Annotated in this window: 16 protein-coding genes; 7 read left to right on the top strand and 9 right to left on the bottom strand. The window is 67.1% G+C overall.

Going from position 1 to position 13,814, the window contains the following annotated elements; genetic code table 11:
• Position 1: 1 nt before the first annotated feature.
• Together OUO20_RS13265 and OUO20_RS13260 are read right to left on the bottom strand one after the other, a co-directional pair.
• Positions 2-571 (bottom strand): hypothetical protein, encoded by a 570-nt coding sequence (locus tag OUO20_RS13265; protein WP_268001921.1) that lies wholly within the window; start codon positions 569-571, stop codon positions 2-4.
• 5 nt (positions 572-576) lie between these two features.
• A complete protein-coding gene (locus OUO20_RS13260; RefSeq protein WP_018768884.1) occupies positions 577-966 on the bottom strand; it encodes a PLD nuclease N-terminal domain-containing protein in 390 nt (129 codons plus the stop codon).
• Between the two features lie 61 nt (positions 967-1,027).
• Here OUO20_RS13260 and OUO20_RS13255 point away from each other — a divergent pair, with 61 nt between their 5' ends.
• Positions 1,028-1,342, top strand: a complete 315-nt coding sequence (locus OUO20_RS13255; RefSeq protein WP_018768883.1) for a DUF4229 domain-containing protein — start codon at positions 1,028-1,030, stop codon at positions 1,340-1,342.
• Here the strand turns inward: OUO20_RS13255 and OUO20_RS13250 are convergent.
• From OUO20_RS13250 to OUO20_RS13230, 5 genes are all read right to left on the bottom strand, one after another.
• Positions 1,339-2,220 carry a 1,4-dihydroxy-2-naphthoate polyprenyltransferase gene (locus OUO20_RS13250; RefSeq protein WP_026265707.1) on the bottom strand — a complete coding sequence of 294 codons (882 nt, stop codon included), beginning with the start codon at positions 2,218-2,220 and terminating at the stop codon, positions 1,339-1,341. The genes OUO20_RS13255 and OUO20_RS13250 overlap by 4 nt on opposite strands.
• A gap of 76 nt (positions 2,221-2,296) precedes the next feature.
• Positions 2,297-3,490: an AMP-binding protein gene (locus tag OUO20_RS13245; RefSeq protein ID WP_268001920.1), complete on the bottom strand. Its 1,194-nt coding sequence runs from the start codon at positions 3,488-3,490 to the stop codon at positions 2,297-2,299.
• A 12-nt stretch (positions 3,491-3,502) separates the two neighbouring features.
• Positions 3,503-4,456 carry a 1,4-dihydroxy-2-naphthoyl-CoA synthase gene (locus tag OUO20_RS13240; protein ID WP_268001919.1) on the bottom strand — a complete coding sequence of 318 codons (954 nt, stop codon included), beginning with the start codon at positions 4,454-4,456 and terminating at the stop codon, positions 3,503-3,505.
• Positions 4,457-4,478: 22 nt separating this feature from the next.
• On the bottom strand, positions 4,479-4,919 hold the full coding sequence (locus tag OUO20_RS13235) for a VOC family protein (RefSeq protein WP_268001918.1): 441 nt from the start codon (positions 4,917-4,919) through the stop codon (positions 4,479-4,481).
• Positions 4,920-4,971: 52 nt separating this feature from the next.
• On the bottom strand, positions 4,972-5,733 hold the full coding sequence (locus tag OUO20_RS13230; RefSeq protein WP_018768878.1) for a CPBP family intramembrane glutamic endopeptidase: 762 nt from the start codon (positions 5,731-5,733) through the stop codon (positions 4,972-4,974).
• 166 nt (positions 5,734-5,899) lie between these two features.
• Between OUO20_RS13230 and OUO20_RS13225 the strand changes: the two genes are divergently transcribed.
• The 4 genes from OUO20_RS13225 to OUO20_RS13210 all read left to right on the top strand — a co-directional run bounded on the left by OUO20_RS13225 (position 5,900) and on the right by OUO20_RS13210 (position 10,760).
• Positions 5,900-6,247: a hypothetical protein gene (locus OUO20_RS13225; protein WP_018768877.1), complete on the top strand. Its 348-nt coding sequence runs from the start codon at positions 5,900-5,902 to the stop codon at positions 6,245-6,247.
• On the top strand, positions 6,247-8,793 hold the full coding sequence (gene nirB, locus OUO20_RS13220) for a nitrite reductase large subunit NirB (protein ID WP_442781083.1): 2,547 nt from the start codon (positions 6,247-6,249) through the stop codon (positions 8,791-8,793). The genes OUO20_RS13225 and nirB overlap by 1 nt, the downstream gene beginning before the upstream one ends.
• The gene (locus tag OUO20_RS13215) at positions 8,790-9,125 is read left to right on the top strand and encodes a Rieske (2Fe-2S) protein (protein WP_018768875.1); all 336 of its coding nucleotides are present in this window, start codon (positions 8,790-8,792) and stop codon (positions 9,123-9,125) included. The genes nirB and OUO20_RS13215 overlap by 4 nt, the downstream gene beginning before the upstream one ends.
• 174 nt (positions 9,126-9,299) lie before the next feature.
• Positions 9,300-10,760 carry an amino acid permease gene (locus OUO20_RS13210; RefSeq protein WP_268001917.1) on the top strand — a complete coding sequence of 487 codons (1,461 nt, stop codon included), beginning with the start codon at positions 9,300-9,302 and terminating at the stop codon, positions 10,758-10,760.
• Between the two features lie 108 nt (positions 10,761-10,868).
• Here the strand turns inward: OUO20_RS13210 and OUO20_RS13205 are convergent, their stop codons facing one another.
• Entirely contained in the window at positions 10,869-11,606 is a 738-nt protein-coding gene (locus OUO20_RS13205) for a dienelactone hydrolase family protein (protein WP_268001916.1), read from the bottom strand.
• Positions 11,607-11,678: 72 nt separating this feature from the next.
• Between OUO20_RS13205 and OUO20_RS13200 the strand changes: the two genes are divergently transcribed.
• Positions 11,679-12,785, top strand: a complete 1,107-nt coding sequence (locus OUO20_RS13200; protein ID WP_442781082.1) for a DNA polymerase IV — start codon at positions 11,679-11,681, stop codon at positions 12,783-12,785.
• A gap of 45 nt (positions 12,786-12,830) precedes the next feature.
• Here the strand turns inward: OUO20_RS13200 and OUO20_RS13195 are convergent, their stop codons facing one another.
• Positions 12,831-13,007, bottom strand: a complete 177-nt coding sequence (locus OUO20_RS13195) for a CsbD family protein (RefSeq protein ID WP_018768872.1) — start codon at positions 13,005-13,007, stop codon at positions 12,831-12,833.
• Between the two features lie 129 nt (positions 13,008-13,136).
• Here OUO20_RS13195 and OUO20_RS13190 point away from each other — a divergent pair, with 129 nt between their 5' ends.
• A complete protein-coding gene (locus OUO20_RS13190; RefSeq protein ID WP_056392683.1) occupies positions 13,137-13,811 on the top strand; it encodes a pentapeptide repeat-containing protein in 675 nt (224 codons plus the stop codon).
• The last annotated feature ends 3 nt before the right edge of the window (positions 13,812-13,814 follow it).

Genomic DNA, 13,814 nt, shown 5'->3' with positions numbered 1-13,814 from the left:
CTCAGGCCTGCGTGGCCTCCCGCTTCAGCCAGGAGCCGGCGGACGGCAGGAACAGAAGCACCAGCCCGGCGAACGCCAGGAGCAGGCCGGCACCCCACAGCATCACCACGTAGCTGCCGTCGGCGCCGTTTGGGACCAGGAAGGCGGATGCCAGGAGCAGGACGGGAAGGTGGGCGGCCAGCAGCAGGACCAGGACCCAGCGGGCCCAGTTTTTGCGGCCCAGCGCCGCGGCCAGGACAGCAGCTTCAAGCACGGTCACCAGCAACAGGGCGCCGATGCTCCCCCAGAAGACGATCTCCGCCGCGGTCCCTACCGACCCGGCGTCGCTGCCCGCAGCCATGTCCGCCACTACGCCACGGAGCCGCTGCAGGTTGGAATCCCGGGCCACGAAGGATCCCAGCAGGACGGCCAGGCCCGCCACGAAGCTTAAGATCCAGAGCGTGCGGGCCGTCCGGACAACCTGGGGTACCGGGGGAATGACAGGGATGGGCGGCGGCGCGGAGTAGGACAGGCCGGGCCTCGGTGGGGGAGCCGGCACGCGCCGCTCTTCTCCGCCGGGTTGGAACGCCATAAGCGTTATTTCAGTCCGTCGGTATCGTGTTCATCGGTGCCGCGCTGGCCTTTGCCGCCGTCCTCCTTGGCTTTTGCGTCCAGCTCGTCCCGGAGTTTCTTGAGGCGCTCCGTTTCGGCCTGCTTGCGGCGCCGTGCCTCAAGGTTGCGGAGGAAGTCCGGGTCATCGTCCGGAGCCACGGGATGCGGGTAGCTGGGCCGGGGCTGCTCAGTACCGCGCGGCCTGCCAATCAGCAGCCACAGGATGGCTCCCAGGACGGGCAGGACAATCTGGACGATGATCCAGGCCGGTTTGGAAATCCCGCGGGTCAGTCGGCCCTCAGTGCGAATCACGTCCACCAGGCCATACACGAAGATGACGAGGACTGCGACGGCCAAAGCCACACGGAAGAGCATGCCATTAAGTCTATCGTCAGGACGCGCAGGGGCCGCTGGCGGAGGCGGCTAAACTTGAATAGTGGCCTTTTTGAAATATTCCCTGATCCGGCTGGCAATCTTCGTGCCCCTGTTTGCCCTGTTCGCGCTTCTGCAGGTGGGGGTGCTGATGTCCGTGATCTGCGCCGCGCTCATTGCCTTTGCCATCAGCTACCTGTTCTTCCAGAAGCAGCGCGACGCTGCCGCCGCGGCCCTGCAGCACCGCTTCTCCGGGAAGGCCAAGCCGCTGCGCTCCGCCGGCGAAGTCCAGGACGCCAACGCCGAGGACGCCCTGCTGGACGCCAACCCGGACATCACCATCAACAACGCCAAGGGCAGCAACAACAACAAGCGCTAGAACCCGTGGCTGAGGATCAGCCCCAGTGAGAACAGCACGCTGTAGCCAAGGTTGATCAGGCCGGTCTGCTTCAGGACCGGGATCAGGCTTTTGCGCTTGCGCCCGTTGATCATCAGCCAGGCCGGCATCAGGCAGGCCGGAATGAGCAGCAGCACGATCAGGATCCACGGCCGGCCCGGTGCCAGGATCACCACCAGCAGGATGGCGACGGCGAGCATCAGCACGTAGCTTTCCCGCGCATGCTTGTCGCCCAGCCGCACCGCCAGGGTCTTCTTGCCGGCCTGCATGTCGGTGGGGATGTCCCGGACGTTGTTGGCCATGAGCAGCGCCGTGGCGATCAGGCCGGTGCCGATCGCTCCGATGACCGCGGACAGGCTGATGTGGCCCGCCTGCGTGTAGGTGGTGCCCAGGGTGGCCACCAGGCCGAAGAAGACGAAGACGAACAGGTCGCCCAGGCCCATGTAGCCGTAGGGGTTCTTGCCGCCGGTGTAGCCCCAGGCGGCCATCACACAGCCGAGCCCCACCAGGATCAGCCACCAGGCCTGGGTGAGGACCACCAGGACCAGGCCGAACACCATGGCCAGGGCGAACGTTCCCAGCGCCGCCCACTTGACGTGTTCAGGCTTGGCGGCGCCCGAGCCCACCAGCCGCAGCGGACCCACGCGGTCGTCGTCGGTCCCGCGGATGCCGTCCGAGTAGTCGTTGGCATAGTTCACGCCCACTTGGAGCAGGAGCGCCACCAGAGCCGCAAGGATGGCGTTGGGCAGGAGGAACGAGTCCATTTCGTAGGCGGCGGCGGTGCCGATCAGCACTGGCGCGATCGCTGCCGGCAGCGTCCGGAGTCGGGCGCCTTGGATCCATTGGGCGGCTGTTGCCACGGTTAGTACCTCGTGTTGTTTCGGTAAGACGGCAGGATGGAACGTGCGCACCCGCCGCGGTGGTGCAGGTCCAACTCTACTTTCCCCCGTGCAGGGCGCTGAGCTCGGCGGTCATGGCGAGCCGGTCCGGTTTGCCGTTGGGCAGCATCCGCAGGGCCGGTGCGGTGAGGACGGTCTTGGGCGCCAGGACGCCCAGTTGCTGCTGCCACAGTTGTTGGAGCACGACGGCGGCGTCCCCGGCTTCCTGCCCGGACGCGCCTTCGGGGGTGAGCGCCACGTAGGCGGCCACGGCCTGCCCCCACTCCGCGGACGGCACACCGGCCACGAAAGCCGCGGCGACGGCGTCGGATTGTTCCAGCTGCTCCTGGACGTGACCGGCGGAGACCTTCACGCCGCCGGTGATGATGACGTCGTCGGCCCGGCCCAGCACGGTGAGCCGGCCGTCGTCGTCAATGGAGCCCAGGTCGCTGGTGCGGTACCAGCGCACGCCGTCCTCCTCGAAGAACGTCCCGGTTTCCTCGTCCGGCGCCTCGATGTAGCCTGCGGCCACCGTGTCCCCGCCCAGCAGGATCCGGCCGTCCTCCGCCACGCGGACCGAGACGCCTTCAAGGGGGTAGCCGTCGTAGACGCAGCCGCCGGAGGTCTCTGCGGAACCGTAGGTGGTGATGACCCTGGCCCCGGCGTCCCGGGCGGCTGCCAGCAGGGCCGGCGGGGCCGGGGCGCCGCCCAGCAGGATGGCATTGAAGCGGCGCAGCACGGCGAGCGTGTCCGGTGACGGGTGGTCCAGGAGCCGCTGCAGCTGGGTGGGAACAAGGGAGGTGAACCGGATTTTGTCCGTCAGTTCCAGCGCGGCGGCCGTGAACGCCTCCGGGGTGAAGCCGCCGGACATGTCCATGACCCAGGGCCGGGTGCCGGCGAACAGGGAGCGCACCAGCACCTGGATGCCGGCCACGAACTGGACGGGCAGCGCCAGCAGCCACTGGCCCTCGCCCTTGAGCCGGAGGGCGGTGGCCATGGAGGAGGCCGCCAGGGATTCCACGGTCAGCACTGTTGCCTTGGGTGTGCCGGTGGAACCTGACGTGCGGACCACGGCTACGGCGTCGTCGCAGCCCGGCGTCTCCACGTGGCCCACGACCAGGCTGCCGTCCGGGCCCAGGGACAGTTCGACGGCGGGGCCCTCACCATGGAGGGCGGCCGCGAGGGCTTTCAGGGCGGGTTCGATATTCAGTGGCCCGGTGGGGGCGGGCGCCGGTGTTGCTTCGCTGTTCATTGCCGTCCTGCCTTAGAAGTAGTGCGGGAAGCGTGACCAGTCGGGGTCGCGTTTTTGCAGGAAGGCCTCCTTGCCCTCCACGGCTTCATCCGTCATGTACGCCAGGCGGGTGGCTTCGCCGGCGAACACCTGCTGGCCGGCCAGGCCGTCGTCCGCGAGGTTGAAGGCGAACTTCAGCATGCGGATGGCCTGCGGGGACTGGCGGGCGATGTCCGCGGCGTACTCCAGCGCCACTTCCTCGAGCCGCGCGTGGTCCACGGCCTCATTCACTGCACCCATGCGAACCATGTCCTCTGCGGAATATTCGCGGGCCAGGAAGAAGATCTCCCGGGCTGTCTTTTGCCCCACCTGGCGGGCCAGCAGCGCGGAGCCGTAGCCGGCGTCGAAACTTCCCACGGTGGCGTCTGTCTGCTTGAACTTGCCGTGCTGCCGGGAGGCGATGGTGAGGTCGCTGACCACGTGCAGTGAATGTCCGCCGCCGGCGGCCCAGCCGTTGACCACCGCGATGACCACCTTGGGCATGGTGCGCATGAGCCGCTGGACTTCCAGGATGTGGAGCCGGCCGGCGCGGGCGGGGTCGATGGTTTCCTGCGTCTCGCCGTCGGCGTACCGGTAGCCGTCCCGGCCCCGGATCCGCTGGTCGCCGCCGGAGCAGAAGGAGTGGCCGCCGTCCTTGGGGGAGGGGCCGTTGCCGGTGAGGAGCACGGTGGCCACGTCGGGGGTCATCCGGGCGTGGTCCATGGCGCGGTAGAGCTCGTCCACGGTACCCGGCCGGAACGCGTTGCGGACCTCGGGCCGGTTGAATGCGATGCGGACCGTGGGCAGGTCACGCACCCAGCCGCCGTCGGAATCCCGCTCCACCTGCCGGTGGTAGGTCATGTCCTGGAAGTCCTCGAAGCCGGAGACCACCCGCCAGCGCGTGGGATCGAAGACGTCGGACACCGGGGAGGGGATCTGGTTGCTCACCGTCCAAGTCTAGTAATCGGCATCAGCTGATGCAGAACTCGTTGCCCTCGGGGTCCGCCATGGTGTGCCAGGAATGGGGCCCCTGCCGCGCCGACCACAGGAAGGAGGCGCCGCGGGCCTCAAGCTCGCGCCGCACTTCGTCCTTGTCCCGGCCGTCCAGCCTGACGTCCCAGTGCACCCGGTTCTTCACCGTCTTTCCCTCCGGGACCGACTGGAACAGCATGCGCCGCGCAGGCGCCTTGGCCTCGATCTCCTCCGGCGGCCGGATGGCAGCGCCGTCCTTCCACACCAGGTTCCCGCGGTGCGTCATGGTCTGGTCCTCCGCGGCGAAGCCCTGGTCGACCATGGAGCGGATGAACCCGGCGTCCTGCGGTTCCACGGCCCACTGCAGGGTTTCCGCCCACCAGTCGGCGAGCTCGTGCGGCCTGGCGGAATCAATGACTATCTGGATATTCAGTCCCATCCGTCCACCGTACGGCCGCATGCAGCGGTGCGGAAGATGTTGTGGAGCGGGCCTATGCCTGGATGTTCTGCATCTGCTCGAAGAGTTCCGGCGGGATGGCGTAGACCAGGATTACCGCCAGCAGGTTCTTGGCGGCGTGCACGAAGTAGGAGAACATCACGTTCTTCCCCGTCCACACGTAAACGAACACCAGCGTGGCGCCCATGGCCAGGTAGGGGAGCAATGCGGTGAGGGTGATCGCTTCCTGCCCCACGATGTGGAGCGCTGCGAACAGCAGGACGGACAGGGCACAGCAGATCCAGATGTTGAGGCGCCTGCTGAGCTTGCCGATCAGCAGGTGGCGGAAGATGTATTCCTCCACGAACGGGCCCACCACCACCAGCAGCGGAACCATGAGCCACGCGGGAACCTGCTGCATGAGCGCCTGCAGGCCCGCCTGGTTCGCGGAGGTCTCCACCTGCCCGTTGGCGGCCACCACAATTGCGGTGAGGATCATCATGGCGATTACGGCCGCCGGCACCATCAGCAGCGTGAACCAGGGCCGGGTTGCCAGGACCTTGAGGTCCCGGACCACCACTTTGCGGGCGGCCAGCAGCGCCAGTATTCCCACCGAGGCATAGAACAGCAGGTTCACGGCGTAGGTGGCGGCGGCGGGGGACGGTGCGATCTGCCGGACGAAGGGAACCACCAGATCGCCGGCAACCGCGAAGAACCCTGCGATGGCAACGTAGAGGCACAGCGTGGCCAGGTCCATGGGGGAGAAGCGGTACAGCTGGGGCTGTGGCGCGGGCGGTACGCGGTGGACTGTTGCCATGCTTTCAGCCTATCCCCCAACCAGGCAGCAGCAGGTGCCGGTATCCGGGCTGACGGAACGGTGAGAATCGCGTAAAGCAGTCTTTACCGGGGGACCGGCGGCCGGAAACATCGGCGGCGGAGGATGGGCCCATGCCCGTCTTTCCGCCGGCCGAAAGGATCTGTCCGTGATCACCAAGAACCTTTTCCTGCAAGGCATTTACCACTTCCAGGGCGTGGGAATGGAGAAGCCCGTCCCCCTGCACAGCGAACTCTCGCACTACGTCCCGGACGGGGTGATCAACCAGGCGCTGTACTTCCGCGGCGGCAACTCAAGCAGCGAACTGATCGCCGTGGTGCTCATGCGCAACGGCGTTCCGATGCGGTACTTCCCCATCGGAGCCAGGAACGAGGTCCATGTTCCGCTGCGCGTGGTGGAGGACATCGACGGCGGCTCGGTGATTGAGCTGTACCTGGCGGCGCCCGAGGGAGTCCACGGATCCGTGGTGATCGACCTGGGGATGGTGGAACACTGATGGGCAGCATGGCGGAGCAGACGCAAACCGGGGCGCAAGCCGCAGCCCGACCCAGGCCCCGGTCCCGCGCAGGGGACAGTCGCCGGCGCCTCGTGGTCATCGGCAACGGCATGGCCGGCGCCCGGGCGGTCGAGGAGATCCTGGCCCGGGGCGGTGCGGAGCAGTTCAGCATCACCATGTTCGGGGACGAGCCGTACGGAAACTACAACCGGATCATGCTCAGCCACGTCCTTTCGGGCGAGGAGAGCGACGCGGACATCTTCCTCAACCCCCTGTCCTGGTACCAGGACAACGGGATCACGCTGCACGCGGGCGTCCGGGCGGACAGGATCGACCGGTTCGCCAAGCACGTGTTTTCCAGCGACGGCCGGGTGACGCCCTACGACACGCTGATCATCGCCACGGGAAGCCGCTCCCACCTTCCTCCCCTGGACGGCCTTTACACCCCCGGCGGGTCGGTGAAACAGGGCGTCTTCGGCTTCCGCACCATCGATGACACCCGCAAAATGGCTGCCCACGCACAGCAGGAACATCACCGGCACGCCGTGGTGATCGGCGGGGGCCTGCTGGGGCTGGAGGCCGCTGCCGGGCTGCGCAGCTTCGGGCTGGGCGTGGACGTGGTCCACTCCGGCGGCCACCTGATGAGCGCACAGATGGGGCCCGACGGCGGTGCGGTGCTCCGCCGGAGCGTTGAGGCCCTGGGCATCGGGGTGCTGACCGGCTGCCGGACCACGGCCGTCCTTGGCAGGGAGAGGGTGACCGGCGTCAGCCTCCGCGGCCGGCCGGACATTGCGTGCGACATGGTGGTGGTGGCGGCCGGGATCCGTCCCAACGTGGACCTGGCTGTCCTCAGCGGGCTCCCGGTGGAGCGGGCCATTGTGGTGGATGACAGCCTGCGGGTCCAGGACGAGGACGACATCTACGCGGTGGGGGAGTGCGTCCAGCACCGCGGTGAGGTGTACGGGCTGGTGGCCCCGCTGTGGGAGCAGGCGGTGGTGCTGGCCAACCATGTGACGGGGACGGACACGGGCGCCGCGTACCTGGGCTCGCGCACCGCCACCAAACTGAAGGTGGCCGGCGTCGAGGTGGCTTCCATGGGCCTGCACGGGCCGGAACTTGAGACGGACGAACACATCGTCTTTTCCGAGCCCAGCCGCGGGGTCTTCAAGTCCATCGTGGTGCGGGACAACAAGATGGTGGGCGCCACGCTGCTGGGGGACAGCCGCAAGGTGGCCTACCTGACCCAGGCGTTCGACCGCGGGCTTCCGTTGCCCGAGGAACGGCTCGGGCTGATGTTCGATCTTGGCGCGCCCGGGGAGGAGACCGGAGTCGCGGAGCTCGACGGCGAAGCACAGGTCTGCAACTGCAACGGCGTCAGCAAGGAAGACCTGGTGGGCGCGGTGAAGGGCGGCTGCACCTCGGTGTCCGGGGCCATGGAGGCCACCCGTGCCGGCAAAGGGTGCGGCTCCTGCAAGCTCCTGGTGCGGCAGGTGGTGGAGTGGGCGGCCGACGGAGCGGTGGAAGAGGATCCCGCTGCCGGCTACTACGTTCCCGGCATCCCCCTGGACAAGCAGGCCCTGATGGCAGAAGTCCGGGCACGCGGCCTGCGGTCGGTTTCGGCCGTGTTCCAGGCGCTGGCGCCGGGCGGCGCCGAGGATGCAAAGTCGAAGATGGGCCTGGCTTCGCTGCTCAAGATGATGCTGGGGGACCGGTACATCGACGAACGCGACGCCCGCTTCATCAACGACAGGGTCCACGCCAACATCCAGCGGGACGGCACCTTTTCCGTGGTGCCCCAGATGAAGGGCGGCGTGACGTCGGTCCAGCAGCTGCGCCGGATCGCAGATGTTGCGGAGAAGCACAACGTCCCGCTGATCAAGCTCACCGGGGGGCAGCGCATCGACCTGCTGGGGATCCGCAAGGAGGACCTGCCGCAGGTGTGGGCGGACCTGGACATGCCCTCCGGCTATGCCTACGGCAAGAGCTTCCGCACCGTGAAAACCTGCGTGGGAAAGGACTTTTGCCGCTACGGCACCGGCGACTCCACCAAATTGGGCATCGAGATCGAATCCCGCTTCCAGGGCCTCGAGGCGCCCGCCAAACTCAAGCTCGCAGTCTCCGGGTGTCCCCGGAACTGCGCCGAATCGCTGGTGAAGGATGTGGGCGTGGTGGCAGTGGAGGGCGGCCGCTGGGAGATCTATGTAGGGGGAGCCGCCGGTGCCCACATCCGCAAGGGAGACCTGCTGGCCACCGTGGACGATCCGGAAGAGGTGAAGGTCCTCACCGGCCGTTTCATGCAGTACTACCGCGAACAGGCCAACTGGCTGGAACGGACCTATGCCTTCGTCCCGCGCGTGGGCATCGAGCACCTGCGGGCCGTGATTGTGCAGGACGCAGAGGGGATCGCGGGACGGCTTGACGAGGCGATGCAGGCCTCCGTGGACAGCTACGTTGATCCGTGGCAGGAACGCGATGACCCGCGAACGCCCGGCCAGTTCAGGACTTCGCTGCCCCTGACCGTCCTCCCTCAGGTGCCGGTCCGATGAGCGGCGCCGGAACAGGTGCCGGCGCCCATGTCCTGGGACCGGTGGACCAGATTCCGCTGGGCGAGGGAAGGGCCTTCGGAGTCGGGAGCGAACAGGTGGCCGTCTTCCGGCTGCGGGACGGTTCGTTGCGGGCGGTCTCCGGGGTCTGCCCCCACCGCGGCGGCCCTGTTGCGGACGGCACCGTGGACCGGCAGGTGGTGATTTGTCCGCTGCACCAGCACGCGTTCGACCTCACGTCGGGATGCTCCACCACCGGAGCGGAACCCCTGCGGACCTACCGGATTTCCCTGGATCCGGAGCAGAATCTGGTGCTGGAGACGGCTGAGATGTAGTGCGCGTCACGTACCACTCCGGACTGTCTTGTAGGATGGTCAGGTCGCGTGAAGCTTCGGCAGTTCGACGATCCGCCCACACATCTGCAGGTTCAACGGCCCAGAGGCCGAATTTTGTGAGCTTGATCATACGAAGTCCGGATGCGGCCAACCCCCAACCCACAAGGAATCGTTGTGCCTCAAAGTACCCCCACAGATCTCGAGAACCGCACGGCCCCATCCGTCGCCGTCGACTCATCCCTCAGCGCCGAGGGCTACAGCAAGACGCTGGGCCGGCGCCACGTCACCATGATCGCCATGGGCGGCGCCATCGGCGTCGGCCTCTTCATGGGAGCCGGCGGCCGCCTCGCCTCCACCGGCCCGGCCCTGATTTTCTCCTACGCCATCGCCGGCGTCATCGCCTACCTGCTCATGCGGGCCCTGGGCGAACTCATCATGTACCGCCAGACCTCCGGCTCCCTGGTGAGCTACTCCGGTGAGATGTTCGGCCAAAAGGGCGCCTACCTGTCCGGCTGGATGTACTTCATCAACTGGGGCATGACCGGCATCGCCGAGCTCATCGCCATCGGCCTGTACTTCCAGTTCTTCTTCCCCAATGTCCCCGTGGAAGCCTCGGCCATCGCCGCCCTGGCGCTCCTGGTGGCCGTCAACCTGCTGAGCGTCAAAGCGTTCGGCGAGTTCGAATTCTGGGCCTCCTGCCTCAAGGTCGGCGCAATCGTCATCTTCCTGGCCGTGGGCACCTTCATGGTGGTCACCAACGCCAAGGTGGGCGACGGCCACGCGTCCGTGTCGAACCTCTTCGCGGCCGAGGGCGGCATGTTCCCCAAGGGCGCGCTGGTGATGGTCCTGGTCCTCAATGCCGTCATCTTCGCCTACAACGGCATCGAACTGGTGGGCGTCACCGCCGGCGAGATGGAAAAGCCGGAACGCGAAGTGCCCAAGGCGATCCGCGCCGTCGTGCTGCGCATTGTGGTGTTCTACGTAGGGTCCGTCCTGCTTCTGGCCATGCTGCTGCCGTCCGACCAGTACAAGGCCGGCACGTCCCCGTTCGTGACCGTCTTCGGCCAGATGGGCCTGGGCTGGGTGGGCGACGTCATGAACATGATCGTCATCACCGCCGCCCTCTCCTCCTGCAACTCCGGGCTGTACTCCATCGGCCGGGTCTTCCGCACCATGGCCAACAACGGCCACGCCCCGCAGTGGCTCACCAAAATGTCCAAGCGGCACGTCCCGTATGCAGCCATCCTGGCCATCGCCGCGTTCTACCTCGTGGGCATCCTGCTGAACATCTGGCTGGGCGGCTCGCACGCGTTCGACCTGGCGCTCAACAGTGCCTCCATCGGCGTGATCTTCTGCTGGGGCTCCATCTTCGCCAGCCAGATCGTGCTGCGGCGCCGCAAGGGCGTCACTTCCACCCTGCCCATGCCCGGCTCGCCGTGGACCAGCTGGGCGGGCATGCTGGGCCTGCTCGCCATCACCGTGCTGATCGGGTTCGACACCATGACCAGCAAGGACGGCGAGGTGTTCTACCTGGGCCTGTGGACCCTGGCCACCATTCCGTTCTTCGCGCTGGTCCTGTGGCTGGGCTGGCAGAAGGTCAAGAACAACCAGCCCAAGAGCCAGCTCTTCAGCTAGCCCTTCCGGCCCCAGCAGCACGGACGACGGCGGGACTCCCCTTGGCGGGAGACCGCCGTCGTCCGCGTTTGGGCCACTTGGCCTTGCTCCGTCCAGCCAGGCGGCCCGTCAGCCGCGAAGGTACCTGGCGAGGTGATCCTCAATGCGCTGCCAGGCTTCGGGCGAGGACTCCGGGTCCGGTCCCACGCCCATGACGCGCATCAAGGGCCGGAGGAGGACCGGACCCAGCTCTTCATCATTGAGGAACGCGTGGCCGGCCGCAGGGAATTCCTTGACGCTGTGCTCGATGCCCAGCTGGTCCAGGGCTGACTCCAGCCGTGCTGCGGCTCCCTTCAGTGACTTGTCAGCACCGCCATAGTTGGCCACGATCGGACAGGCTCCGCGCAGCGCTTCCACCAGGTCCTCCTGCTGCTTTCCCGGAAGCCGGCCGTAATTGACGGAGGCGGCATCGAACCCGTCACGGGCCACCAGCAGGGCGAACCCGCCGCCCATGCAGAAGCCGATCACCCCTGTCCTGCCGTTGCCGAGTTCCGATTCCGCAAGCCATTTCCGGGCCGTGGCGATGTCGATGAAGGGCCGGCCCCTGCGGGCCGCCATGGCTCGCATGGTTCCCACCAGGCACCGCCGCCGTCCGCCGTCGCTGAACAGGTCCAGGGCCAGCGTGAGGTAGCCGGCACGGGCCAGACGGTCCGCGTGCCGACGGGTCTGGTCATCCAGGCCGAACACCTCATGGATCATCACGACGGCGGGAAAAGGGCCTTGCCCGTCAGGTACTGCCAGGTAGCCGCGCAGGCCGGGGGAACCGCCCGCGGCGGCGCTTTCGTCGCCCAGCTCAACGATGGTCATCGGCCAAGGCTAACCGCACGCCCTGCGGAAGTCCCGCCTTTCGGGTTCCAGCCCTGATGGGTTGTGGGAAGGATGGCCTGCAGCGCCGGGTCGGGGCAGACTGGGCATGTGAGCGAACCATGGGTGCTGCACGTGGACCTGGACCAATTCATCGCTGCCGTCGAAGTGCTCCGCCGGCCTGAGCTCGCGGGCAAGCCAGTGATCGTGGGCGGCCGAGGTGATCCCACCGAACGGGCAGTCGTGTCTACGGCGTCCTACGAAGCCAGGGCCTATGGCGTCGGCTCCGGCATGCCGCTGCGCATCGCCGCGCGGAAAGTGCCGGACGCGGTCATCCTTCCCGTGGACCACGAGGCGTACCTGGAGGCATCGGAGAAGGTCATGGCAGTGCTGCGCTCGCAGCCCGGGTCAACGGTGCAGGTGCTCGGCTGGGATGAGGCGTTCGTCGGCGTCGAGACGACGGATCCGGAGGCCTGCGCCCGGCAAATCCAGCAGGCCGTCCTGGCGGAAACGCGCCTCCACTGCAGCATCGGGATTGGCGACACCCTGGTCCGTGCCAAGGTTGCCACCGGATTTGGCAAGCCCGCCGGCATCTTCCGGCTGACGGAAGGCAACTGGCTTGACGTCATGGGGGGCCGTCCCACGATTGAGCTGTGGGGCATTGGTGCAAAGGTCTCCCAGCGCCTGGCCAAGCTGGGCATCAAGACTGTCGAGGCGCTCGCAGCCGCGGACCCCGGTGACCTGGTCCCCGAGTTCGGTCCCAAGATGGGTCCCTGGTACGCCCAGCTTGGGCGGGGTGACGGAGCGCGGGTGGTCGACGATACTCCCTGGGTGGCCCGGGGGCACAGCAGGGAGACCACCTTCCAGCGCGACCTGACGGATGCGGCGGAAATTGACGACGCCGTTAGGGAGTTGGCCGCGCGGGTGCTGGAGGATGTTGCTGCCGAGGGGCGGCCGGTGATTGGCCTGACGTTGAAGGTGCGGTACGCCCCGTTCAGCACCACGACCTACGGACGGAAGATCCCCGCGACGTCCGATCCGGGCGAAGTACTGGCCCGGACCTTCGACCTCCTGGCGAAGATCGAGCCGGGCCGGCCCATCCGGTTGCTCGGCCTCCGGGCCGAGATGACCATGCCCGAGGATTCGCGAAAGGGGCACACGCCCACCCGCAGTGGATGGTGAGGGCTGGTGCAGCACGCCGTTCGCTGCGGCCGCACCAGCAAGGAACTAGTCCCGCTTGAACTCGTCCTTCACACTCTCGCCGACCTTCTTGGCATCGGCTTTGACCTGGTCGGCCTGGCCCTCTGCCTTCAGCCGGTCATTGTCGGTCGCGGTTCCTGCAGCTTCCTTGGCCTTGCCGCCAAGGTCCTCTGCCGCGTTACTGATCTTGTCTCCGAGGCCCATGGTTCCGGCCTCCTTTCGTTTCCGTCGATCAACCGTGCTCTCTCACAATATGCAAAGCTTGCTTACTATTTCAAGCCCCTGGCCCTGGGCGTGCTGTTCCTTGTCGGTGCCGGCCGTTAGGCTCGGGCCATGGATAAAGTGCGAGGCAAGGGGGTGGCCAAAGTGGCGCCGCCCCGGCTCTCCCCGGTGGAACTGCAGGGTCTTGAGGACCGCCCGGACCTCGAGTTCCGGCGTGGCGGGAGGCATGAGAACGTCCGGTTCAGCCGTCCCGCCGCCGACGGCCTGGACCTGGGCGGTGCCGTCTTTTCCGAGTGCGTCTTCGAGGCCGCGTCCTTCAACGAGACCCAGCTGCGCGGTGCCTCGTTCCGCGACTGCATCCTGGCCGAACTGTATGCGCCCGTCTTCCGGGGCGCACGGAGCACCTGGCAGGAGGTGGAGTTCCGCAATCCGCGCCTGGGCTCTGCCGAGCTCTATGAAAGCGGCTGGCGGTCCGTCCGGATCGACGGCGGCAAGCTGGACTTCCTCAACCTCCGCGGCGCCAAGCTCACGGATGTGCTGATCACCGGCTGCATCATCAATGAACTTGACCTTGGTGCCGCCGTGGCAACCCGCGTGAAGCTTGTGGACTGCACGGTGGGATCGCTGGACCTGGCTGGAGCCAAGCTGAAGGACTTTGACCTCAGGGGCACGGAATTCCGCAAAATCAGTGGACTCGGCAGCCTGGCCGGCATGGTGATTGACGATTACCAGCTGGGACTCCTCGCGCCACTCCTTGCCGCCCACCTGGGGGTGACAGTCCTGTAACTG

The organism is Arthrobacter sp. FX8, assembly GCF_026723805.1.
Classification (GTDB): Bacteria; Actinomycetota; Actinomycetes; order Actinomycetales; family Micrococcaceae; genus Arthrobacter.
The sequence above is the reverse complement of the archived record's forward strand: the minus strand, read 5'-3'. Positions and strand labels throughout refer to the sequence as shown.

Excerpts from the sequence above, each read along its gene's own strand:
- OUO20_RS13265 (WP_268001921.1), bottom strand. The coding sequence starts at position 571 with ATGGCGTTCCAACCCGGCGGAGAAGAGCGGCGCGTGCCGGCTCCCCCA.
- OUO20_RS13260 (WP_018768884.1), bottom strand. The coding sequence starts at position 966 with ATGCTCTTCCGTGTGGCTTTGGCCGTCGCAGTCCTCGTCATCTTCGTG.
- OUO20_RS13245 (WP_268001920.1), bottom strand. The coding sequence starts at position 3,490 with ATGAACAGCGAAGCAACACCGGCGCCCGCCCCCACCGGGCCACTGAAT.
- OUO20_RS13235 (WP_268001918.1), bottom strand. The coding sequence starts at position 4,919 with ATGGGACTGAATATCCAGATAGTCATTGATTCCGCCAGGCCGCACGAG.
- OUO20_RS13230 (WP_018768878.1), bottom strand. The coding sequence starts at position 5,733 with ATGGCAACAGTCCACCGCGTACCGCCCGCGCCACAGCCCCAGCTGTAC.
- nirB (WP_442781083.1), top strand. The coding sequence starts at position 6,247 with ATGGGCAGCATGGCGGAGCAGACGCAAACCGGGGCGCAAGCCGCAGCC.
- OUO20_RS13215 (WP_018768875.1), top strand. The coding sequence starts at position 8,790 with ATGAGCGGCGCCGGAACAGGTGCCGGCGCCCATGTCCTGGGACCGGTG.
- OUO20_RS13205 (WP_268001916.1), bottom strand. The coding sequence starts at position 11,606 with ATGACCATCGTTGAGCTGGGCGACGAAAGCGCCGCCGCGGGCGGTTCC.
- OUO20_RS13200 (WP_442781082.1), top strand. The coding sequence starts at position 11,679 with ATGGCCTGCAGCGCCGGGTCGGGGCAGACTGGGCATGTGAGCGAACCA.
- OUO20_RS13195 (WP_018768872.1), bottom strand. The coding sequence starts at position 13,007 with ATGGGCCTCGGAGACAAGATCAGTAACGCGGCAGAGGACCTTGGCGGC.
- OUO20_RS13190 (WP_056392683.1), top strand. The coding sequence starts at position 13,137 with ATGGATAAAGTGCGAGGCAAGGGGGTGGCCAAAGTGGCGCCGCCCCGG.